This window comes from Pectobacterium jejuense, from assembly GCF_026800125.1.
In the GTDB taxonomy this organism is placed as follows: Bacteria; Pseudomonadota; Gammaproteobacteria; order Enterobacterales; family Enterobacteriaceae; genus Pectobacterium; species Pectobacterium jejuense.
This window is the reverse complement of the sequence record NZ_JAPQKX010000004.1, coordinates 402,796-419,829: the sequence shown is the minus strand read 5'-3', so window position 1 is coordinate 419,829 and position 17,034 is coordinate 402,796. Positions and strand designations below refer to the sequence as shown.

The following is a 17,034-nucleotide window of genomic DNA, read 5'->3' as shown; positions in this document are numbered from 1 at the left end:
CTTACTGCGCCTGAACCCGCAGCTCGGCTGCGGAACGACTACGGTGACCCAACAATGCCTTCACATCACTTGACTTCGGTTTCACCAGAGCAAATTTCGGTGCCCAGGTCGGCCAGTTAGCGAGGATCTCTTCTCCGCGGTGTGAACCGGTATTCTGCACGTGCTCGGTGATCAGGCCACGAAGATGTTCTTCATGGATAGCCAGTTCTTCGACATCCAGCACTTCCACCAGTTCCGGGTTAACGCGTTTGCGGAATTCACCGTCTTCATCCAGCACGTAGGCGAATCCACCGGTCATCCCTGCGCCAAAGTTCACGCCAGTACGACCCAGTACGCAGACGATACCGCCCGTCATGTATTCACAGCCGTTATCGCCGATGCCTTCTACCACGGTGATACAGCCAGAGTTACGTACGGCGAAACGCTCACCTGCACGGCCTGCGGCAAACAGCTTACCGCCAGTAGCGCCGTAGAGGCAGGTGTTACCGATGATGCTTGCTTCGTGGCTGCGGAAGGCAGAGCCTACCGGAGGACGCACGGAGATACTGCCGCCCGCCATGCCTTTGCCCACGTAGTCGTTGGCATCACCAGTTAGTTTCAGTTCCACGCCGCCGGCGTTCCAGACGCCGAAGCTCTGACCTGCGGTACCGGAGAAGTGCGCTTTAATCGGATCGCCCGCCAGCCCTTGATCGCCATGTTTCTCGGCAATTGCGCCAGACAGCGTTGCGCCGACGGAGCGATCGGTGTTGCGGATGTCGAAGTAGAGCGCTTTACCCTGTTTCGCATCGATGTGCGGCTGTGCCTGAGCCAGCAGCTCTTTGTTCAGTAAGCCTTTATCGAACGACAGATTGCTTTCAGTGCAGTACAGCGCTTTGCCCGGCTGAGGCTGTGCCGCGTGCAGCAGCGGCGACAGATCCAGCTTGTTCTGTTTCGCACTGAAACCGTCCAGCTCAACCAGCAAGTCGGTACGACCAATCAGATCCACCAGACGGCTGACGCCCAGCTCTGCCATCAGCACGCGAGTTTCATGCGCGATGAAGTGGAAGTAGTTGGTTACACGCTCAGGCAGGCCGTGGTAGTGATCGCGGCGCAGCTTCTCATCCTGTGTTGCAACGCCTGTCGCACAGTTATTCAGGTGACAGATACGCAGGTATTTACAGCCCAGCGCAACCATCGGTCCGGTGCCGAAGCCGAAGCTTTCTGCACCCAGAATCGCCGCTTTGACGATATCCAGACCGGTTTTCAAGCCACCGTCCACCTGAAGGCGGATTTTGTGGCGCAGGCCGTTGGAGACCAGAGCCTGTTGCGTTTCAACCAGACCCAGCTCCCAAGGGCAACCCGCGTATTTCACGGAGGACAGCGGGCTGGCACCGGTACCACCGTCGTAGCCGGCGATGGTGATCAAATCGGCGTACGCTTTGGCAACGCCCGTAGCGATAGTCCCGACGCCCGGTTCGGACACCAGTTTTACCGAAATCATCGCTTTCGGGTTGACCTGCTTCAGATCGAAAATCAGCTGTGCCAGATCTTCGATAGAGTAAATATCGTGGTGCGGCGGTGGTGAAATCAGCGTCACGCCCGGCACGGAATAACGCAGACGAGCAATGTACGGCGTGACTTTATCACCCGGTAACTGACCGCCTTCGCCTGGCTTCGCGCCTTGCGCCACTTTAATCTGAATCACATCGGCGTTAACCAGATAGGCTGGCGTCACACCAAAGCGGCCAGAAGCCACCTGCTTGATACGGGACACTTTATTGGTGCCGTAACGCGCTGGATCTTCGCCGCCTTCACCGGAGTTGGAGAAGCCGCCCAGTCCGTTCATCGCTTCAGCCAGCGATTCATGGGCTTCCGGGCTGAGTGCGCCGATGGACATGGCCGCGGTATCGAAGCGTTTGAACATTTCAGAAGCGGGTTCGACGCTGTCGATTGCGATGGCCGCGCCTTCTTGCGGTTTCAGTGCCAGCAGGTCGCGTAAGGTCGCTGCTGGACGCTCGTTAACCAGTTTGGCGTATTGCTCGTAATCGCTGTACTCCCCGGTTTTCACCGCGGTTTGCAGCGTGGTGACGACATCCGGGTTGTAGGCATGGTATTCGCCGCCGTGAACAAATTTCAGCAGGCCGCCCTGTTCCAGCGTTTTGCGTTTCAGCCAGGCACGTTTGGACAGGTTCAACAGATCCTGTTCGAAGTCGCTGTAGTTTGCACCGCCGATACGGCTGACGACGCCCAGGAAGCATTGCGTCGACACATCTTTGTGCAGGCCCACGGCTTCAAACAGCTTGGAACAGCGATAAGACGCAATCGTCGAGATGCCCATTTTGGACATAATCTTGTACAGGCCTTTATTGATGCCGTTACGGTAGTTCAGCATCACGGCACGATAAGGTTTGTCGATGGTGTGGTTATCGACCATCCGCGCCAGCGTTTCGTAGGCGAGGTAAGGGTAGATAGCCGTCGCACCAAAGCCTAACAGCACGGCAAAGTGGTGCGGATCGCGCGCACTGGCGGTTTCGACAATGATGTTGGCATCACAGCGCAGGCTCTTTTCGACCAGACGGCGCTGAACGGCACCCACGGCCATCGGCGCAGGGACCGGCAGGCGTGATTCGCTAATGCCGCGGTCTGAGAGCACCAGCAGCACGGCACCGTCTCTGACTTTGCTTTCAGCCTCGTCACACAGTTTCTCGATCGTCTGTTGCAGCGTTTGCTGCGACGGATCAAACGTCAGATCCAGCGTGTCGGCGCGATAGTGCAGTTCATCCTGCGACGTCAACTGGGTGAAATCGGAGTAAAGCAGGATCGGCGATTTAAAGCTCAGGCGGTGAGCCTGACCTTCTGCTTCACAGAACACGTTCATCTCGCGGCCAATGCTGGTCGCCAGTGACATCACGTGTGCTTCACGCAGCGGGTCGATTGGCGGGTTGGTCACCTGCGCGAACTGCTGACGGAAGTAGTCATAAATGATACGTGGACGGCTCGACAGCACGGCGAACGGCGTGTCGTCACCCATCGAACCGGTGGCTTCCTGACCGTTCTCGCCCAGCACGCGGATGACCTGATCCAGCTCTTCGCTGCTGTAACCGTACTGTTTCTGGAAGGTCTCCAGCAGCTCATCGTCGAATTCACGGCTGCCGACCTGATCGTCTGGCAATTCTTCGAACGGCACCAGACGCTTAACGTTTTTCTCCATCCACTCTTTGTAAGGGTGGCGGCTTTTCAGATCGTCATCGGTTTCGGCAGAGTGCAGGATGCGACCGCTGCGGGTGTCGATCACCATCAGTTCGCCAGGACCAACGCGGCCTTTTTCAACCACTTCATCCGGCTGATAATCCCAGATACCGACTTCAGAGGCACAGGTGATCAGCTTGTCTTTGGTGATGACGTAGCGCGCAGGGCGCAGGCCGTTACGATCCAGGTTACAGGCGGCATAGCGCCCGTCGGACATTACGATACCGGCCGGGCCATCCCACGGCTCCATGTGCATGGAGTTAAAGTCGAAGAAGGCGCGCAGTTCAGGATCCATATCCGGGTTGTTCTGCCAGGCTGGCGGAACCAGCAGGCGCATGGCACGGATGATATCCATCCCGCCGCTCAGGAACAGTTCCAGCATGTTATCCAGCGAGCTGGAGTCGGAGCCAGTTTCGTTGACGAACGGTGCGGCATCCTGCAAATCCGGGATCAGCGGCGTTTTGAACTTGTAAGCACGTGCGCGTGCCCACTGACGGTTACCGGCGATGGTGTTGATCTCGCCGTTGTGCGCCAGATAGCGGAACGGCTGCGCCAGCGGCCAGCGTGGAACGGTGTTGGTTGAGAAGCGCTGGTGGAACAGGCAAATTGCCGACTCCAGACGCAGATCGGCCAGATCGAGGTAGAAGCGTGGCAGATCCGCCGGCATGCACAGACCTTTATAGATCGTGACCAGATTGGAGAAGCTACAAACGTAGAACTCTTTATCTTCAATGCGCTTTTCGATACGGCGACGCGCCATGAACAGGCGACGTTCCATATCACGTTGACGCCAGCCAGCCGGGGCGTTAACGAAAATTTGCTCAATACGCGGCATGGACGACAGGGCAATTTCCCCCAGTACATCAGGGTTGGTCGGAACTTCACGCCAGCCCAGTACGGACAGCGTTTCGTTCTGCAACTCTTCTTCTACAATCCGACGTGTGGCGCGAGCCAGTTCTTCGTCCTGATTGAGAAACATCATGCCAACGGCGTAGTTTTTGGCTAAACGCCAGCCGTGCTCTTCCGCCACCAGACGAAAGAAACGGTCGGGCTTCTGAAGTAATAAACCGCAGCCGTCGCCAGTCTTGCCGTCAGCAAGGATTGCGCCACGGTGCTGCATGCGTGCAAGTGCGTGAATGGCAGTACGCACTACTTTATGGCTCGGCTCACCTTCTATATGGGCGATTAATCCGAAACCACAGTTATCTCTCTCTTGGGATGCATCGTACAACATGTTAGTGAACCTCCCCAGGCTCTGTGTGACTCTCACAACCTACTGCGAGAAAGCACCGTGGCGTTGAGCGGCTAGTATTACGCTCTCTTCTTCGGCCTCTCGTGACGGTCTCACAAGTGGTAAATGACTTGTTTTTAGAGGGAGTCTTCATTTACTGCATAAATATGACGAGTCGTGAACCCGTCAGGAAAGCTTCCAGCGGATCCCCAAATTAGCGAGAAAGCCTGTTCAGGTCAAATACCAGTGTGAAATGTGCTGATATGCGATAATTTTTAATTATACCTATGAAAGATAATGATTTTTTTAGAAAAACTATCTCGATAAATGGATATGGAGTTTAATTGAAGTGTGAGCTGTATCACTATACAAAAGCGCGGGAACCCTTATCCGTGCTGCATTCTCTCTGCGTCGTAGCATATTATGCTGCATATGACTACTTTTAGATTTCATGAAACTATTTTTAAGTATTGCTTCATCTTTTCATCAAGCGAGCATGCGGGATAAGAAAAATTAATTAACACCGACGTGAGTTTATTTTCACTAAAAGCGAATAAAAATGCATTTCATTGGGATGTGTGTGATTGATCGCGGTCATCGCGAAGGGAGCGAGAGAAAGGTAGTCTGCTGTTCCTCAAGGGAGCAGGTTAGAATATGCAATTGCAAAAATTAATCAATATGTTTGGCGGAAATCTTCAACGTCGTTATGGCGAGAAGATCCACAAGCTGACGCTGCACGGTGGGTTTAACTGCCCAAACCGTGATGGCACGCTGGGGCGGGGCGGTTGCACGTTCTGTAATGTGGCCTCGTTTGCCGATGAGCAGATGCAGCAACGCAGCATCGCGCAGCAGTTGGAAGCGCAGGCGGGAAAGGTGAACCGAGCCAAGCGCTATCTGGCGTATTTTCAGGCGTATACCAGCACCTATGCCGAGGTTCAGGTGCTGGAAAGCATGTATCAGGAAGCGTTGAAGCAGGCTGAAATGGTGGGGATTTGCGTGGGCACTCGCCCCGACTGCGTGCCCGATGCGGTGCTGGATTTGCTGTCCCGCTACCATGAACAGGGCTATGAGGTCTGGCTGGAACTGGGGCTGCAAAGCGCGTGTGACAAAACGCTGCACCGGATTAATCGCGGCCATGACTTCGCCTGCTATCAGGAAACCACCCGCCGTGCGCGTGAGCGCGGTCTGAAAGTGTGTAGTCATCTGATCGTGGGTTTACCGGGAGAAGATGCCCAACGCTGCTTATCGACGCTGGAGCAGGTGGTTGAAACCGGCGTGGAGGGCATTAAGCTGCATCCTCTCCATATCGTGGAAGGCAGCACGATGGCGAAGGCCTGGAAAGCGGGAAGGCTGCCGGAGCTGGCGCTGGATCGCTACGTGGAGATCGCGGGAGAGATGATTCGCCATACGCCGCCGGATGTGATTTATCACCGCATTTCCGCCAGCGCTCGGCGCCCGACCTTGCTGGCACCGCTCTGGTGTGAAAACCGCTGGACGGGCATGGTGGAACTGGATCGCTATCTGCAAACGCATGGCGTACAGGGTTCCGCGCTGGGCACGCCGTACCACTATGCTGATAGGTAATGTGCCGCAGGACATTGGCGGCTGATGCTGTGCCGTGAATCTGTGCGGCAGCACCGTATAAGCCGTCGTTTTACGTTATGATGCGCGGGTGGGTGACTAAGGGAAATCGCTATGAAGCAAATTCGTCTGTTGGCGCAGTACTATGTTGATTTGATGGTAAAACTGGGGCTTGTCCGTTTTTCACTGCTGCTGGCCTCGGTATTGGTGCTGCTAGCGATGGTGGTGCAAATGGCGGTCACCCTGTTGCTCAGCGGGGAAGTCGAAAATATCGACGTCGTCCGCTCCATTTTCTTCGGGCTGTTGATTACGCCCTGGGCCGTTTATTTCCTCTCCGTGGTGGTGGAACAGCTTGAAGAGTCTCGCCAGCGACTGGCGAAGCTGGTGGCGAAGCTGGAAGAAATGCGCCATCGGGATCTGGAGCTGAATGCGCAGCTTCAGGAGAATATTGCACAGCTCAATCAGGAAATCGCTGACCGTATCAAAGCGGAAGATGCGCGCGTGCTGGTGATGAGCCGGCTCAAAGAAGAGATGTCCCGCCGCGAACAGGCGCAGATTGAGCTGGAGCAGCAATCTGCGCTGCTGCGCTCGTTCCTCGATGCCTCGCCGGATTTGGTTTACTACCGTAACGAAGATAAAGAATTCTCCGGCTGTAACCGTGCGATGGAGCTGCTGGTGGGCAAAAGTCAGAAGCAGCTCATTGGTCTGACGCCACAGGATGTTTACGCCCCCGATATTGCCGAGAAAGTGATGGAAACGGACGAAAAAGTGTTCCGCCACAACGTTTCTCTGACCTACGAACAATGGCTGGTGTATCCCGATGGCCGTAAAGCCTGTTTTGAGCTGCGCAAGGTGCCATTTTATGACCGGATGGGCAAACGTCACGGGCTGATGGGGTTTGGACGCGATATAACGGAGCGTAAGCGTTACCAGGACGCGTTAGAGAACGCCAGTAGGGAGAAGACCACTTTTATCTCAACAATCAGCCACGAGCTTCGTACGCCGCTTAATGGCATTGTCGGGTTAAGTCGCATCCTGCTGGATACGCAACTTGACCCTGAACAGCAAAAATACCTCAAAACCATCCACGTCAGCGCGATTACGCTGGGCAATATCTTTAACGACGTGATTGAGATGGACAAACAGGAGCGCCGCAAGGTGCAACTCGATAACCAGCCGATTGATTTCACCGGTTTTCTGGTGGATCTGGAAAACCTCGGTGGCCTGCTGGCAGAACCGAAAGGTCTGAAGCTGATTATGGACCAGCATCAGCCTCTGCCGCAGAAAGTCATTACTGACGGAACGCGCCTGCGGCAGATCCTGTGGAACCTGCTCAGCAACGCGGTGAAATTCACGCCGAAGGGTGAGAACGGCAAGAAGGGCGAAATTGTGGTGCGCGTCTGGCATGAGAAAGGCGATCGCCTGCGCTTTGAGGTGGAAGATTCCGGGATGGGTATTCCGGCGGATGAGTTGGAAAAAATCTTCGCCATGTATTATCAGGTCAAAGACCAGCACGGCGGGAAACCCGCAACGGGCACGGGAATCGGTCTGGCGGTGTCGAAGCGTCTGGCACAGAACATGGGGGGCGATATCCAGGTTTCCAGTACGCAAGGCAAGGGATCCTGCTTCACCCTGACGGTGACGGCCCCGAGCGTCGATGAAGCGGGAAGCGGCCTGGACGACGACGATGATTTGCCGCTACCGGCGCTGCATGTTCTGCTGGTGGAGGATATTGAACTCAACGTAGTTGTCGCGCGTTCGGTACTGGAAAAACTGGGTAATAGCGTGGATGTCGCCATGACCGGGCAGGAAGCGCTGGACATGTTCGATCCCGATGAGTTCGATCTGGTACTGCTCGATATTCAACTGCCGGATATGACCGGGCTGGACGTGGCGCGTCAGCTGCGTTCACGCTATGGCAAACGTAGTATGCCGCCGCTGGTAGCGCTGACGGCGAACGTGCTGAAAGATAAACGCGAATATCTGGATGCGGGAATGGACGACGTGCTGAGCAAACCGCTCTCGGTACCTGCGCTGACCGCCGTCATCAAACAATTCTGGGATACGCACTCGGTGTGGACGGAAGAACCGGTGATTGAGGAGGAGGATGAAATGGCAAACGCAGAAGAAGATCTGCTGGATATCCCGATGCTGGAACAGTATCTGGATTTGGTGGGGCCGAAATTGATCCACCAGAGTCTGGAGATGTTTGAACAGATGATGCCGGGCTATCTGGCGATTTTGGATTCCAACATGACAGCGCGCGACCAGAAAGGCATTACGGAAGAAGGACACAAAATCAAAGGGGCGGCAGGTTCCGTTGGGTTACGGCATCTGCAGCAAGTTGCCCAGCAAATTCAGACCTCATCGCTACCGGCATGGTGGGATAACGTGCAGGAATGGGTTGATGAGCTTAAGCACGACTGGCGTCATGACGTTCAGGTACTGCGTGATTGGGTAGCAAAAGCCGAAAAAGAATCCTGATACGGTCTGTTGCGGCCACAGGGACGTGGCGAGCAAAACGGCTAGAAAATTTTTTCGTCTTGCACGATATCATGCAAAAAGTGCCAACGGCGGCAGATTGAGTGATGTTTACGATTCTAGGGGGATGGGGATGCGAGGGCTTTGCACGTTTTCATACGGTAGAAAAAAATGACCCCGACCGAAGTCGGGGTGCGCGAATTATGCGCCAACACCAGGGAAAACATGCACCTGCATTTAGATCTCAGGGTTTGTAAACTCGCAAGTGCGGATATTCGTGTCTTAACTATGTTCTTAACGACTACAAATTACAACAGCGACTAAAACCTAGCTACTGTACATCTTCATCAAGCAACAAAATAGCAAATGTAGAAATCTTTGTTACAAGAATCATTAAAATGTGTGATGTAGATTAGTGTTTGTCAATTAAAAAATCAATTAGTTGATGTAATGAAATGAAGGAAAAGATGATGAAACGAGTCGGCATTGTCCTTAGTGGTTGTGGTGTTTATGACGGTTCCGAGATTCATGAAGCCGTATTGACGTTACTTGCGCTGGATCGCGCGGGCGCGCAAGCAGTTTGCTTTGCGCCAGATAAACCACAATTACAGGTGGTTAATCACCTGACAGGTGACGTAACTGGTGAGAATCGCAACGTTTTAGCAGAATCAGCACGGATCGCCAGGGGAAAAATCCAGCCGCTTTCTGCGGCAAATGCACAAGATTTAGATGCGCTGATTGTGCCGGGTGGTTTTGGCGCTGCGAAAAATTTAAGTGACTTCGCGACGCAGGGAACGGCGTGTCAGATTGACGAAACGCTGCAATTGCTCACACAGGAAATTTATAAGCAAAATAAACCAATTGGTTTTATTTGCATCTCACCGGCGCTGCTGCCAACGATTTTGGGTGTACCTGTTCGCGTAACCATTGGTAACGATATTGATACCGCTGAGGCCGTCGACGAGATGGGTGGTATCCACGTGGTTTGTCCGGTCGATGATATCGTGGTTGATGAAGAGCATAAAATCGTGACCACACCGGCCTATATGCTGGCTAACTCCATCAGCGAAGCGGCACAAGGCATTGATAAGCTTGTGGCACGCGTATTGGATCTCACCGAATGAGGTGGAACCGAGGGCGTGGAGGCTTATTCACGTGGCTGAAGCGCCTGATTGTTCGGAGTCTGTTGGTTGTCATCGGTGCGTGGCTGGCTGGCATCCTGCTATTTTCCTTCCTGCCCGTGCCGTTCTCTGCGGTGATGGCCGACAGGCAGATCAGCGCATGGCTGAAAGGCGAGTTCTCCTACGTTGCCCATTCTGACTGGGTGGCAATGGAGGCGATTGCACCGGAAATGGCGCTGGCGGTGATCGCGGCGGAAGACCAAAAATTCCCTCAGCATTGGGGTTTCGATCTGGATGCGATTGGCCAGGCACTGAAGCACAACGAGCGCAACACGCAGCGGATTCGCGGTGCCTCTACGCTGTCGCAGCAGATGGTGAAGAACCTTTTTCTGTGGGATGGACGTAGCTGGGTGCGCAAGGGACTTGAGGCGGGTATTACCACCGGAGTTGAGCTGGTCTGGACAAAACGGCGGATTCTGACCGTGTATCTGAATATCGCCGAATTTGGCCCCGGAATTTTTGGCGTGGAAGCGGCCGCCAGACGTTATTTCAACAAGCCTGCCAGCAGGCTGACGGCAAGTGAATCTGCCTTACTGGCGGCGGTGCTGCCGAACCCCATTCGCTTTCGTGCGAATGCGCCCTCCGGCTATGTTATTCAACGTCAGCAGTGGATTTTGCGCCAGATGAGGCAGATGGGCGGCGACGCGTTTTTGCGAGATAACGATCTGTTGTGAGGTAACAATCTGAATTAAGTCGCTTTGTTCGTTTACTATACCGAGAAATTTTTGCGTTAACGGTCGTGTTTTCGACATCAGGAGAAAGTATGCGGTTACGTTATTGGTCAGGTTTACTGGTTGCATTGTGTTGTGTGGCTTCTGTTGCCCGTGCGGATGCGGAGCCTAAAGCGTCATCCCCCGATAATCCCTACGCCTTCTTGCAGCAGGCTCAGTTATCTTCGGTAAAACAGCAGCTACAGCAGAAAACGGAAAAGCCGCAGACGCGAATGGCGTACGAGCAGCTTATTTCGGAAGCCGACCGCGCGCTGAAAATAAATAATCCCAGCGTGACGGAAAAGAAATCCACGCCACCCAGTGGTTCAAAGCATGATTATTTGAGCCTCAGCGCCTACTGGTGGCCCGATCCCGACAAAGCTGATGGTTTGCCTTGGATTCGTCGTGATGGGCAGGTAAACCCTGCCAGCAAGGATGAGGAGACCGATGGGGTAAGACTGGCAAAATTTACTGCCCAAACGCAGGCGTTGACGCTGGCGTGGTATTTCTCTGGCAAACAGGCTTATGCCGATAAGGCCATGTCGATGATCCGTACCTGGTTTATCGACCCCGCTACGCGCATGAACCCTAATCTCGACTTCGCGCAGGGCGTGCCGGGCATCGCGCCGGGCAGAGGATCGGGCGTATTGGACGGGCGCTATTTTTCCACCCGTATCGTCGATTCGCTGATTATGCTGCGTCAGGCTCCGGGCTGGACAGCTCAGGATGAACAGCAGATGCAGAAATGGATGAGTGATTATCTGCACTGGCTGCAAACCAGCAAACTGGGGAAAAAAGAGGCAACGGCCCAGAACAATCACGGTAGCTGGTATACCGTACAGGTTGCGGGGATCGCCTGGTATCTGGGGAAAATCGACGTGGTGAAATCCATGGCGCAGTTACAGCGGGAAAAATTGGATCACCAACTGCAAGCGGATGGGGCTCAGCCGGAAGAGTTGGCACGTACCCGCTCTTTCCATTACAGCTACTTCAACCTTCAGGCGATAACGGATATGGCGATGCTGGCTTCCCGCGTCGGCGAGAATATCTGGCAGTACCACACGCCGAAGGGAAGCAGTGTGATAAAGGCACTGGATTTTATGGCACCGTATCTGGATGAAAACAAGGCGTGGCCGCGCAAAACGATGGACAGGCAAAGCAGCCGTCTTATCCCGCTGTTATTGCAGGCGGATCGTGGTTTGAAAACGCCGCGTTACCAGACGCAAATCACGCAGGCGGGCTTTGCGGAATTGCTCACCGGTGAGGCCGGCGCGCGCGATAAAGAACCGAGCCACATCAGCGTTGAAACCCGCCGTGCACTCTGGTTGCTCAACCCTGCTATGCCATAATTCTCTTGAGTCCCGATCTCATCGGGCAAAGATACGGCTTCTCTGAAGTGGGATAAAAAGCGCAGAGATAAAAAAAACCGCTGATGTCTTCATCAGCGGTTTTGTTTTTAAAAAGACAAAGGTATTAAAGAAATCAAAACGTTATTGCAGGTAGGTGAAGGCCGTCGTGACGTGTTTCACGCCGCCAACTTTACTGGCGATCTCTGCGGCGGAGGTGCCTTCACGCTGTGTCACCAGACCTAACAGGAAGACTTCGCCGTTTTCCGTTGTGACTTTGACGTTAGAGGATTTAACTGTGTCGCTTGCCAGGATCTGTGAGCGCACTTTGGTTGTGATCCAGGTATCCATGGAGGCGGTTCCCATTGAAACCGGCGTACCTTGGCGTATCTCATTGTAGACTTCGGCTGCGCCTTCCACGCCGAGGGCGATTTGCTTAGCCCGGCTTGCCATTTCTGTGCTCGGTGCTTGCCCTGTTAACAATACTTTCCCCTGATAAGCTGTTGCAATGATACGAGCCTCTTTTTTCAACTGCTCGTCTTTGCTGATTGCATTCGTCACGCGGACTTCCAGTGTGCCATCGTCAACCTGCGTGCCTACGGTACGCGGGTCCGTGGCCGTTTTGGTTGCCACGGCACTGCCAACAGCAACAACCCCGACACAGCCTTGTAGCAGCAGGGCGATAGACAGCACGGCAAATGCAGAACTTATCCTCATGTAGTGCTCCTTCAATCGTTCTGGTGTGGAAAAAGTGTGTTATCAATTAAATCGCACAGGCAGTTGACTGTCAGCATGTGCATTTCCTGAATACGGGCGCTGCGGTGTGACGGGATGCGAATTTCCACATCCTGCGGCCCGAGCAACCCGGCCAGTTCTCCGCCATCGTAGCCGGTCAGGGCGACAATCGTCATGTCGCGGGTAACGGCAGACTCTACGGCTTTAACAATATCGCGGCTGTTGCCACGGGTTGAAATGGCCAATAGCACATCGCCAGCCTGACCTAACGCTCTGACTTGTTTGGCATAGACCTCTTCATGCAAGCGGTCATTGGCTATCGCAGTTAAGACCACATTATCCGCATTAAGTGCGATAGCCGGTAAGCTGGGGCGCTCTGCTTCAAAACGGTTAATCATGCTGGCGGCAAAATGCTGCGAATTGGCTGCTGATGTTCCGTTACCGCAGCACAGAATTTTGTTGCCGTTTAGCAGAGACTGCACCATCGCAATCGCGCCGCGCGAAATGGCGTCCGGCAAGGCTTCTGCCGCTGCAATCTGCGTTTGAATACTCTCGGTAAAACAAACTTTTATTCTATCCAGCACGTTGAATTAACCTACGTAAATTGAAGTCCATTAAGGATAAGATATCTCTGAATGGTAAAAATGTTATCCCTGTGCGGCAAAGGCGTTAGGGAGCCAGTCGAACTGTTCGCCTGTAATTGCCAGCACGTCAAAACGGCAATCCACAGTGTCAAAGCTGGCACCTCGCTGTGCCAACCACACGGCGGCGGCATGCAACAACCGCTGCTGTTTGCGTCGGGTGACGCTGGCTGCGGCATCACCAAAATGGGCGTTGCGCCGATAGCGCACTTCGACAAACACCCAAATATGGCGATCTCGCATGATCAAATCCAGTTCACCGCCGCGTAGCGTAACATTCGCAGCGGTGAAGGTCAGGCCCGCGCGTTCAAGATAACGCCGGGCCTGTTGTTCGTAAACTGCGCCAGCCGCTCGCTGATTCAGAGAACGGGTACCAGCTGACCCTGACGATATTGCTGCCAGGTTAGCTGTCGATTGATGGTGCAATCCGGCCCTGAACTCAGCATTCCTGTTGCCCCAGGAATCTGGTGGCCCGGAATCTGACGCATTTCACCAAAGTGGCTGGCGAGCGTCCAGGCATCCATCCCCATGGCATACAGGCGGACTAACGAGTAATCGTTTTTAAACTGGCTGCTGACCTGCTGCATCAGCGCTGGGTTCGCACCGGCTAACAGCGGAATATCGCTGAACTGCAACCCTTCCATTTCGAGGCGGAAGTCAGGGCCCAACCCAGCCTGGAAGCTACGTGAGCTGGCGTAGAGCGCCGGACGGGCGCGTGACGTGGTGCGCATATCAATCATCGGCTTAATCAGCGCCAGCTCGTCTGGCGTTGCGATGATATAGACCGCATCAATGTTGCCACTCACGGACGAGCTGGTCGTCGGTTGAACCTGAGAAGGAATGGTTAAGCCGCCGATGGTGGTGCCCGGCTGTGCTTGCTGCTGCGACACGTTAACAGGCTGACCGCTCAGGCTTAAGCCCGCGCCGCTATTAATGGCCTGTTTTAACTCCGCCGTGTTGCCGAAGCGCTGTTGCAGAGCGCTGGTGCCGCTTTGCTGGTTCCAGGCCTGAGCGAATGCGTTAATGATACGATCGCCCAGTGCACCGCGAGGGGCTAGCACCAGCGGCTGCTGTTTACCCTGCTGATGGATAAATTTTGCCGCGTCTCGGGCTTCATCTTCTGGAGAGAGGGCGAAGTAGCAGATGTTAGGGCTATTTTCGACATGTTCCGGCTGGTTTAACGCCAAAATATTCAGCGGTGACTGGCTGTTTGCCAACTGATCCACTTCATTTTTCAGCAGCGGACCGATGACCAGCGAAGCACCATCTTGCTGTGCCTGTGTGAGAATATTCGCCAGCGGTTGTGAAGACGTATCATACACTTTGACCGGGAGCGAACTGGACAGCCCAGCGCTTGTCGCCTGTGCTTCCGGTGCAGGCGTCGTGGAGGCTACCGCCTGATCGCTGTACGGCGCAGGCGATGGGGCATTCTGACCTTCTGGCGATGGGGTGACCTGTTCGGCTTGCGTGGCATCCGCTGACGGTGCGGCAGGGGCAGATACGACTGCGGTGGCTATCTGACCGTTCTTGGCCGCGTTAAAGCCTTGCTGGATGGCATTGGCGAAAACCTGCGCCTGACCATTGAGTGGCAACAGCAATGCAATGCTGTTCACCGATGACTGCTGGTAGTTAATGACCTGATTCAACTGCGTAGGCAGCGTTTTTGCAGCAGGGTGGTGCGGATAGCGGGTTTGCCAATCCTGAATCGCGCTCTTTAACTGATCGGGAGAAGTCCGGTTATCCTGATAGTTATTCAGCAGATCGACCCAGCCTTGCAGCACATTTTCATTCGCATTAATCAGCAGCGAGCTGGACTCCTGCGGTGACATTTGCGTCAAAGCCAGCCAGGTCTGATCGAGGTTCATCTGATGCTCGTCGCCTTTCAGCAGCGGCTCTTGAGCGATATAGGCTCGCAGTAGCTCAATGGAAGGACGACCTTGTGCTGTTTTGATTTGCGTCTGGTAGTAACGCTGCTTTTGCTCATCGGAAAGCGCACCCACATCAAGCTGGCTCAGCGCTGCTTTAGCCGCATCCATATTGTTTTGGGCAACGGATAGTTCCGCACTGAGTAACTGCTGTTCTTGCTTTTGCGCTGCGCTCAACTTTTCTGGCAGCGCATTGAACTGCTGGCTTGCCTGAGGGGCTTTCCCTTCCTGTAACAGGGAACGAATAGCAAGTAATTGCCAGTCAGCCTTGTTATTATCGCTACTTTGCTGCATCTGTTGCAGATAATAATCGGATGATGCGTCGGCTTTGCCCTGAACCTCGGGTTGTGGGCTCTGCGGTGCATGACTTGGACAGCCTGCGAGAAACAGTGCCGCTAACAAAACAGGGATAACACGCCCTGCCTGGGTACGGACGAAATGAAAGGGAAGCATACTGTATCCAGTGATTTTTTTTAAAGATGCTCAATATTAAATCGGCAACCCGGATGAAACAATGAATCAAGACCAACAAGCAGACATTTCTGCATCTACCCTCTACATTGTCCCCACGCCAATCGGCAATCTGGGCGACATCACGCAGCGTGCGCTAGCGGTATTGGCGAGCGTTGATCTGATCGCCGCAGAGGATACCCGCCATACCGGTCTGCTGTTACAACATTTTGCGATTAATGCGCGACTGTTCGCATTACACGATCATAACGAACAACAAAAAGCGGATGTGTTGCTGGCTAAATTGCAGTCAGGACAAAGCATCGCGCTGGTTTCAGATGCGGGCACGCCGCTGATTAACGACCCCGGTTACCATTTGGTTCGACGCTGCCGTGAAGCAGGCGTTCGCGTGGTGCCGCTGCCGGGCGCGTGCGCGGCGATAACGGCGCTCTCCGCGTCCGGTCTGGCGTCTGACCGTTTTTGCTATGAAGGTTTTTTGCCCGCCAAAACCAAAGGACGCAAGGATAAGCTGCGTGAGCTAGGAGAAGAGACTCGCACGCTGATTTTCTACGAATCCACACATCGCCTCTTGGACAGCCTGCAGGATATCAGCGAGGTGCTGGGAGCCGAGCGCTACGTGGTGCTGGCACGCGAAATCACCAAAACCTGGGAATCGATTCACGGCGCACCGGTGGGCGAATTACTGGCCTGGGTGAAAGAAGATGAGAATCGGCGCAAAGGGGAAATGGTGCTGATTGTGGAAGGGCATCAGATTGATGACAGCGCGCTGTCGGCGGAAGCGCTGCGTACGCTGACGCTATTGCGTGCCGAGCTACCGCTGAAGAAAGCGGCGGCGCTGGCGGCAGAGATTCACGGCGTGAAGAAAAATGCGCTTTACCGCTATGGGCTGGAGCAAGAAGGTGATAGCGGTGAATCGGGGGATGACAAGTAGGGCAATTTGCCCTATCATCCGCGCCGGAGTTGACCAGACAGTCGCCGCTTCACTGCCGTCCCTTTCGGGGGAGACAGGTGGAGGGGAGGAAAGTCCGGGCTCCATAGGGCAGGGTGCCAGGTAACGCCTGGGAGGCGCAAGCCTACGACTAGTGCAACAGAGAGCAAACCGCCGATGGCCCACGCAAGTGGGATCAGGTAAGGGTGAAAGGGTGCGGTAAGAGCGCACCGCGCGACTGGCAACAGTTCGTGGCACGGTAAACTCCACCCGGAGCAAGGCCAAATAGGGGTTCACATGGTACGGCCCGTACTGAACCCGGGTAGGCTGCTTGAGCCAGTGAGTGATTGCTGGCCTAGATGAATGACTGTCCACGACAGAACCCGGCTTAACGGTCAACTCCACTCCTATTCAAAAACAATGGGTTGGTGTGTCCCGTCTGTATTTCGCGTCAAAGTGAGATACATTATGGGATACTCCAACCGTTGTTCGCTTCCTTGATACTCTTTGTCGAACGGTACGTTCTACCTCTACTTTCGGTTATCTGGTAAACGCTTTTCAAGTCCTTGATCTCCT

11 protein-coding genes and 1 other RNA gene are annotated in these 17,034 nt (G+C 54.3%); 7 read left to right on the top strand and 5 right to left on the bottom strand.

Going from position 1 to position 17,034, the window contains the following annotated elements:
• Position 1: 1 nt before the first annotated feature.
• Positions 2–4,462 carry a glutamate synthase large subunit gene (gene gltB / locus NXT09_RS10390; protein WP_039498171.1) on the bottom strand — a complete coding sequence of 1,487 codons (4,461 nt, stop codon included), beginning with the start codon at positions 4,460–4,462 and terminating at the stop codon, positions 2–4.
• A gap of 651 nt (positions 4,463–5,113) precedes the next feature.
• Between gltB and mnmL the strand changes: the two genes are divergently transcribed.
• The 5 genes from mnmL to NXT09_RS10365 all read left to right on the top strand — a co-directional run bounded on the left by mnmL (position 5,114) and on the right by NXT09_RS10365 (position 11,761).
• Positions 5,114–6,043: a tRNA modification radical SAM protein MnmL/YtqA gene (gene mnmL / locus NXT09_RS10385; protein WP_268579622.1), complete on the top strand. Its 930-nt coding sequence runs from the start codon at positions 5,114–5,116 to the stop codon at positions 6,041–6,043.
• A gap of 111 nt (positions 6,044–6,154) precedes the next feature.
• Positions 6,155–8,524 carry an aerobic respiration two-component sensor histidine kinase ArcB gene (arcB, locus tag NXT09_RS10380; RefSeq protein ID WP_205554153.1) on the top strand — a complete coding sequence of 790 codons (2,370 nt, stop codon included), beginning with the start codon at positions 6,155–6,157 and terminating at the stop codon, positions 8,522–8,524.
• 467 nt (positions 8,525–8,991) lie between these two features.
• Entirely contained in the window at positions 8,992–9,645 is a 654-nt protein-coding gene (gene elbB / locus NXT09_RS10375) for an isoprenoid biosynthesis glyoxalase ElbB (RefSeq protein ID WP_010280199.1), read from the top strand.
• Entirely contained in the window at positions 9,642–10,376 is a 735-nt protein-coding gene (gene mtgA, locus NXT09_RS10370) for a monofunctional biosynthetic peptidoglycan transglycosylase (RefSeq protein ID WP_120358114.1), read from the top strand. Before elbB ends, mtgA begins: the two co-directional genes overlap by 4 nt.
• Positions 10,377–10,465: 89 nt before the next feature.
• Entirely contained in the window at positions 10,466–11,761 is a 1,296-nt protein-coding gene (locus NXT09_RS10365; RefSeq protein ID WP_268579621.1) for an alginate lyase family protein, read from the top strand.
• A 141-nt stretch (positions 11,762–11,902) separates the two neighbouring features.
• On the opposite strand, the gene dolP is transcribed toward NXT09_RS10365, so the two are convergent.
• The 4 genes from dolP to NXT09_RS10345 form a co-directional block, all read right to left on the bottom strand.
• Positions 11,903–12,475: a division/outer membrane stress-associated lipid-binding lipoprotein gene (gene dolP / locus NXT09_RS10360; RefSeq protein ID WP_120358112.1), complete on the bottom strand. Its 573-nt coding sequence runs from the start codon at positions 12,473–12,475 to the stop codon at positions 11,903–11,905.
• Between the two features lie 11 nt (positions 12,476–12,486).
• Positions 12,487–13,077, bottom strand: coding sequence for a DnaA initiator-associating protein DiaA (gene diaA / locus NXT09_RS10355; RefSeq protein ID WP_005975525.1), 591 nt, complete (start codon positions 13,075–13,077; stop codon positions 12,487–12,489).
• A 63-nt stretch (positions 13,078–13,140) separates the two neighbouring features.
• A complete protein-coding gene (locus tag NXT09_RS10350) occupies positions 13,141–13,497 on the bottom strand; it encodes a YraN family protein (RefSeq protein ID WP_039279491.1) in 357 nt (118 codons plus the stop codon).
• Positions 13,494–15,512, bottom strand: a complete 2,019-nt coding sequence (locus NXT09_RS10345) for a penicillin-binding protein activator (protein ID WP_268579620.1) — start codon at positions 15,510–15,512, stop codon at positions 13,494–13,496. The genes NXT09_RS10350 and NXT09_RS10345 overlap by 4 nt, the downstream gene beginning before the upstream one ends.
• A gap of 61 nt (positions 15,513–15,573) precedes the next feature.
• On the opposite strand from NXT09_RS10345, the gene rsmI reads away from it, so the two are divergent.
• Positions 15,574–16,461: a 16S rRNA (cytidine(1402)-2'-O)-methyltransferase gene (gene rsmI, locus NXT09_RS10340; RefSeq protein WP_039510034.1), complete on the top strand. Its 888-nt coding sequence runs from the start codon at positions 15,574–15,576 to the stop codon at positions 16,459–16,461.
• Between the two features lie 25 nt (positions 16,462–16,486).
• An RNA gene (gene rnpB / locus NXT09_RS10335) (RNase P RNA component class A) lies at positions 16,487–16,865 on the top strand.
• Positions 16,866–17,034: the final 169 nt, after the last annotated feature.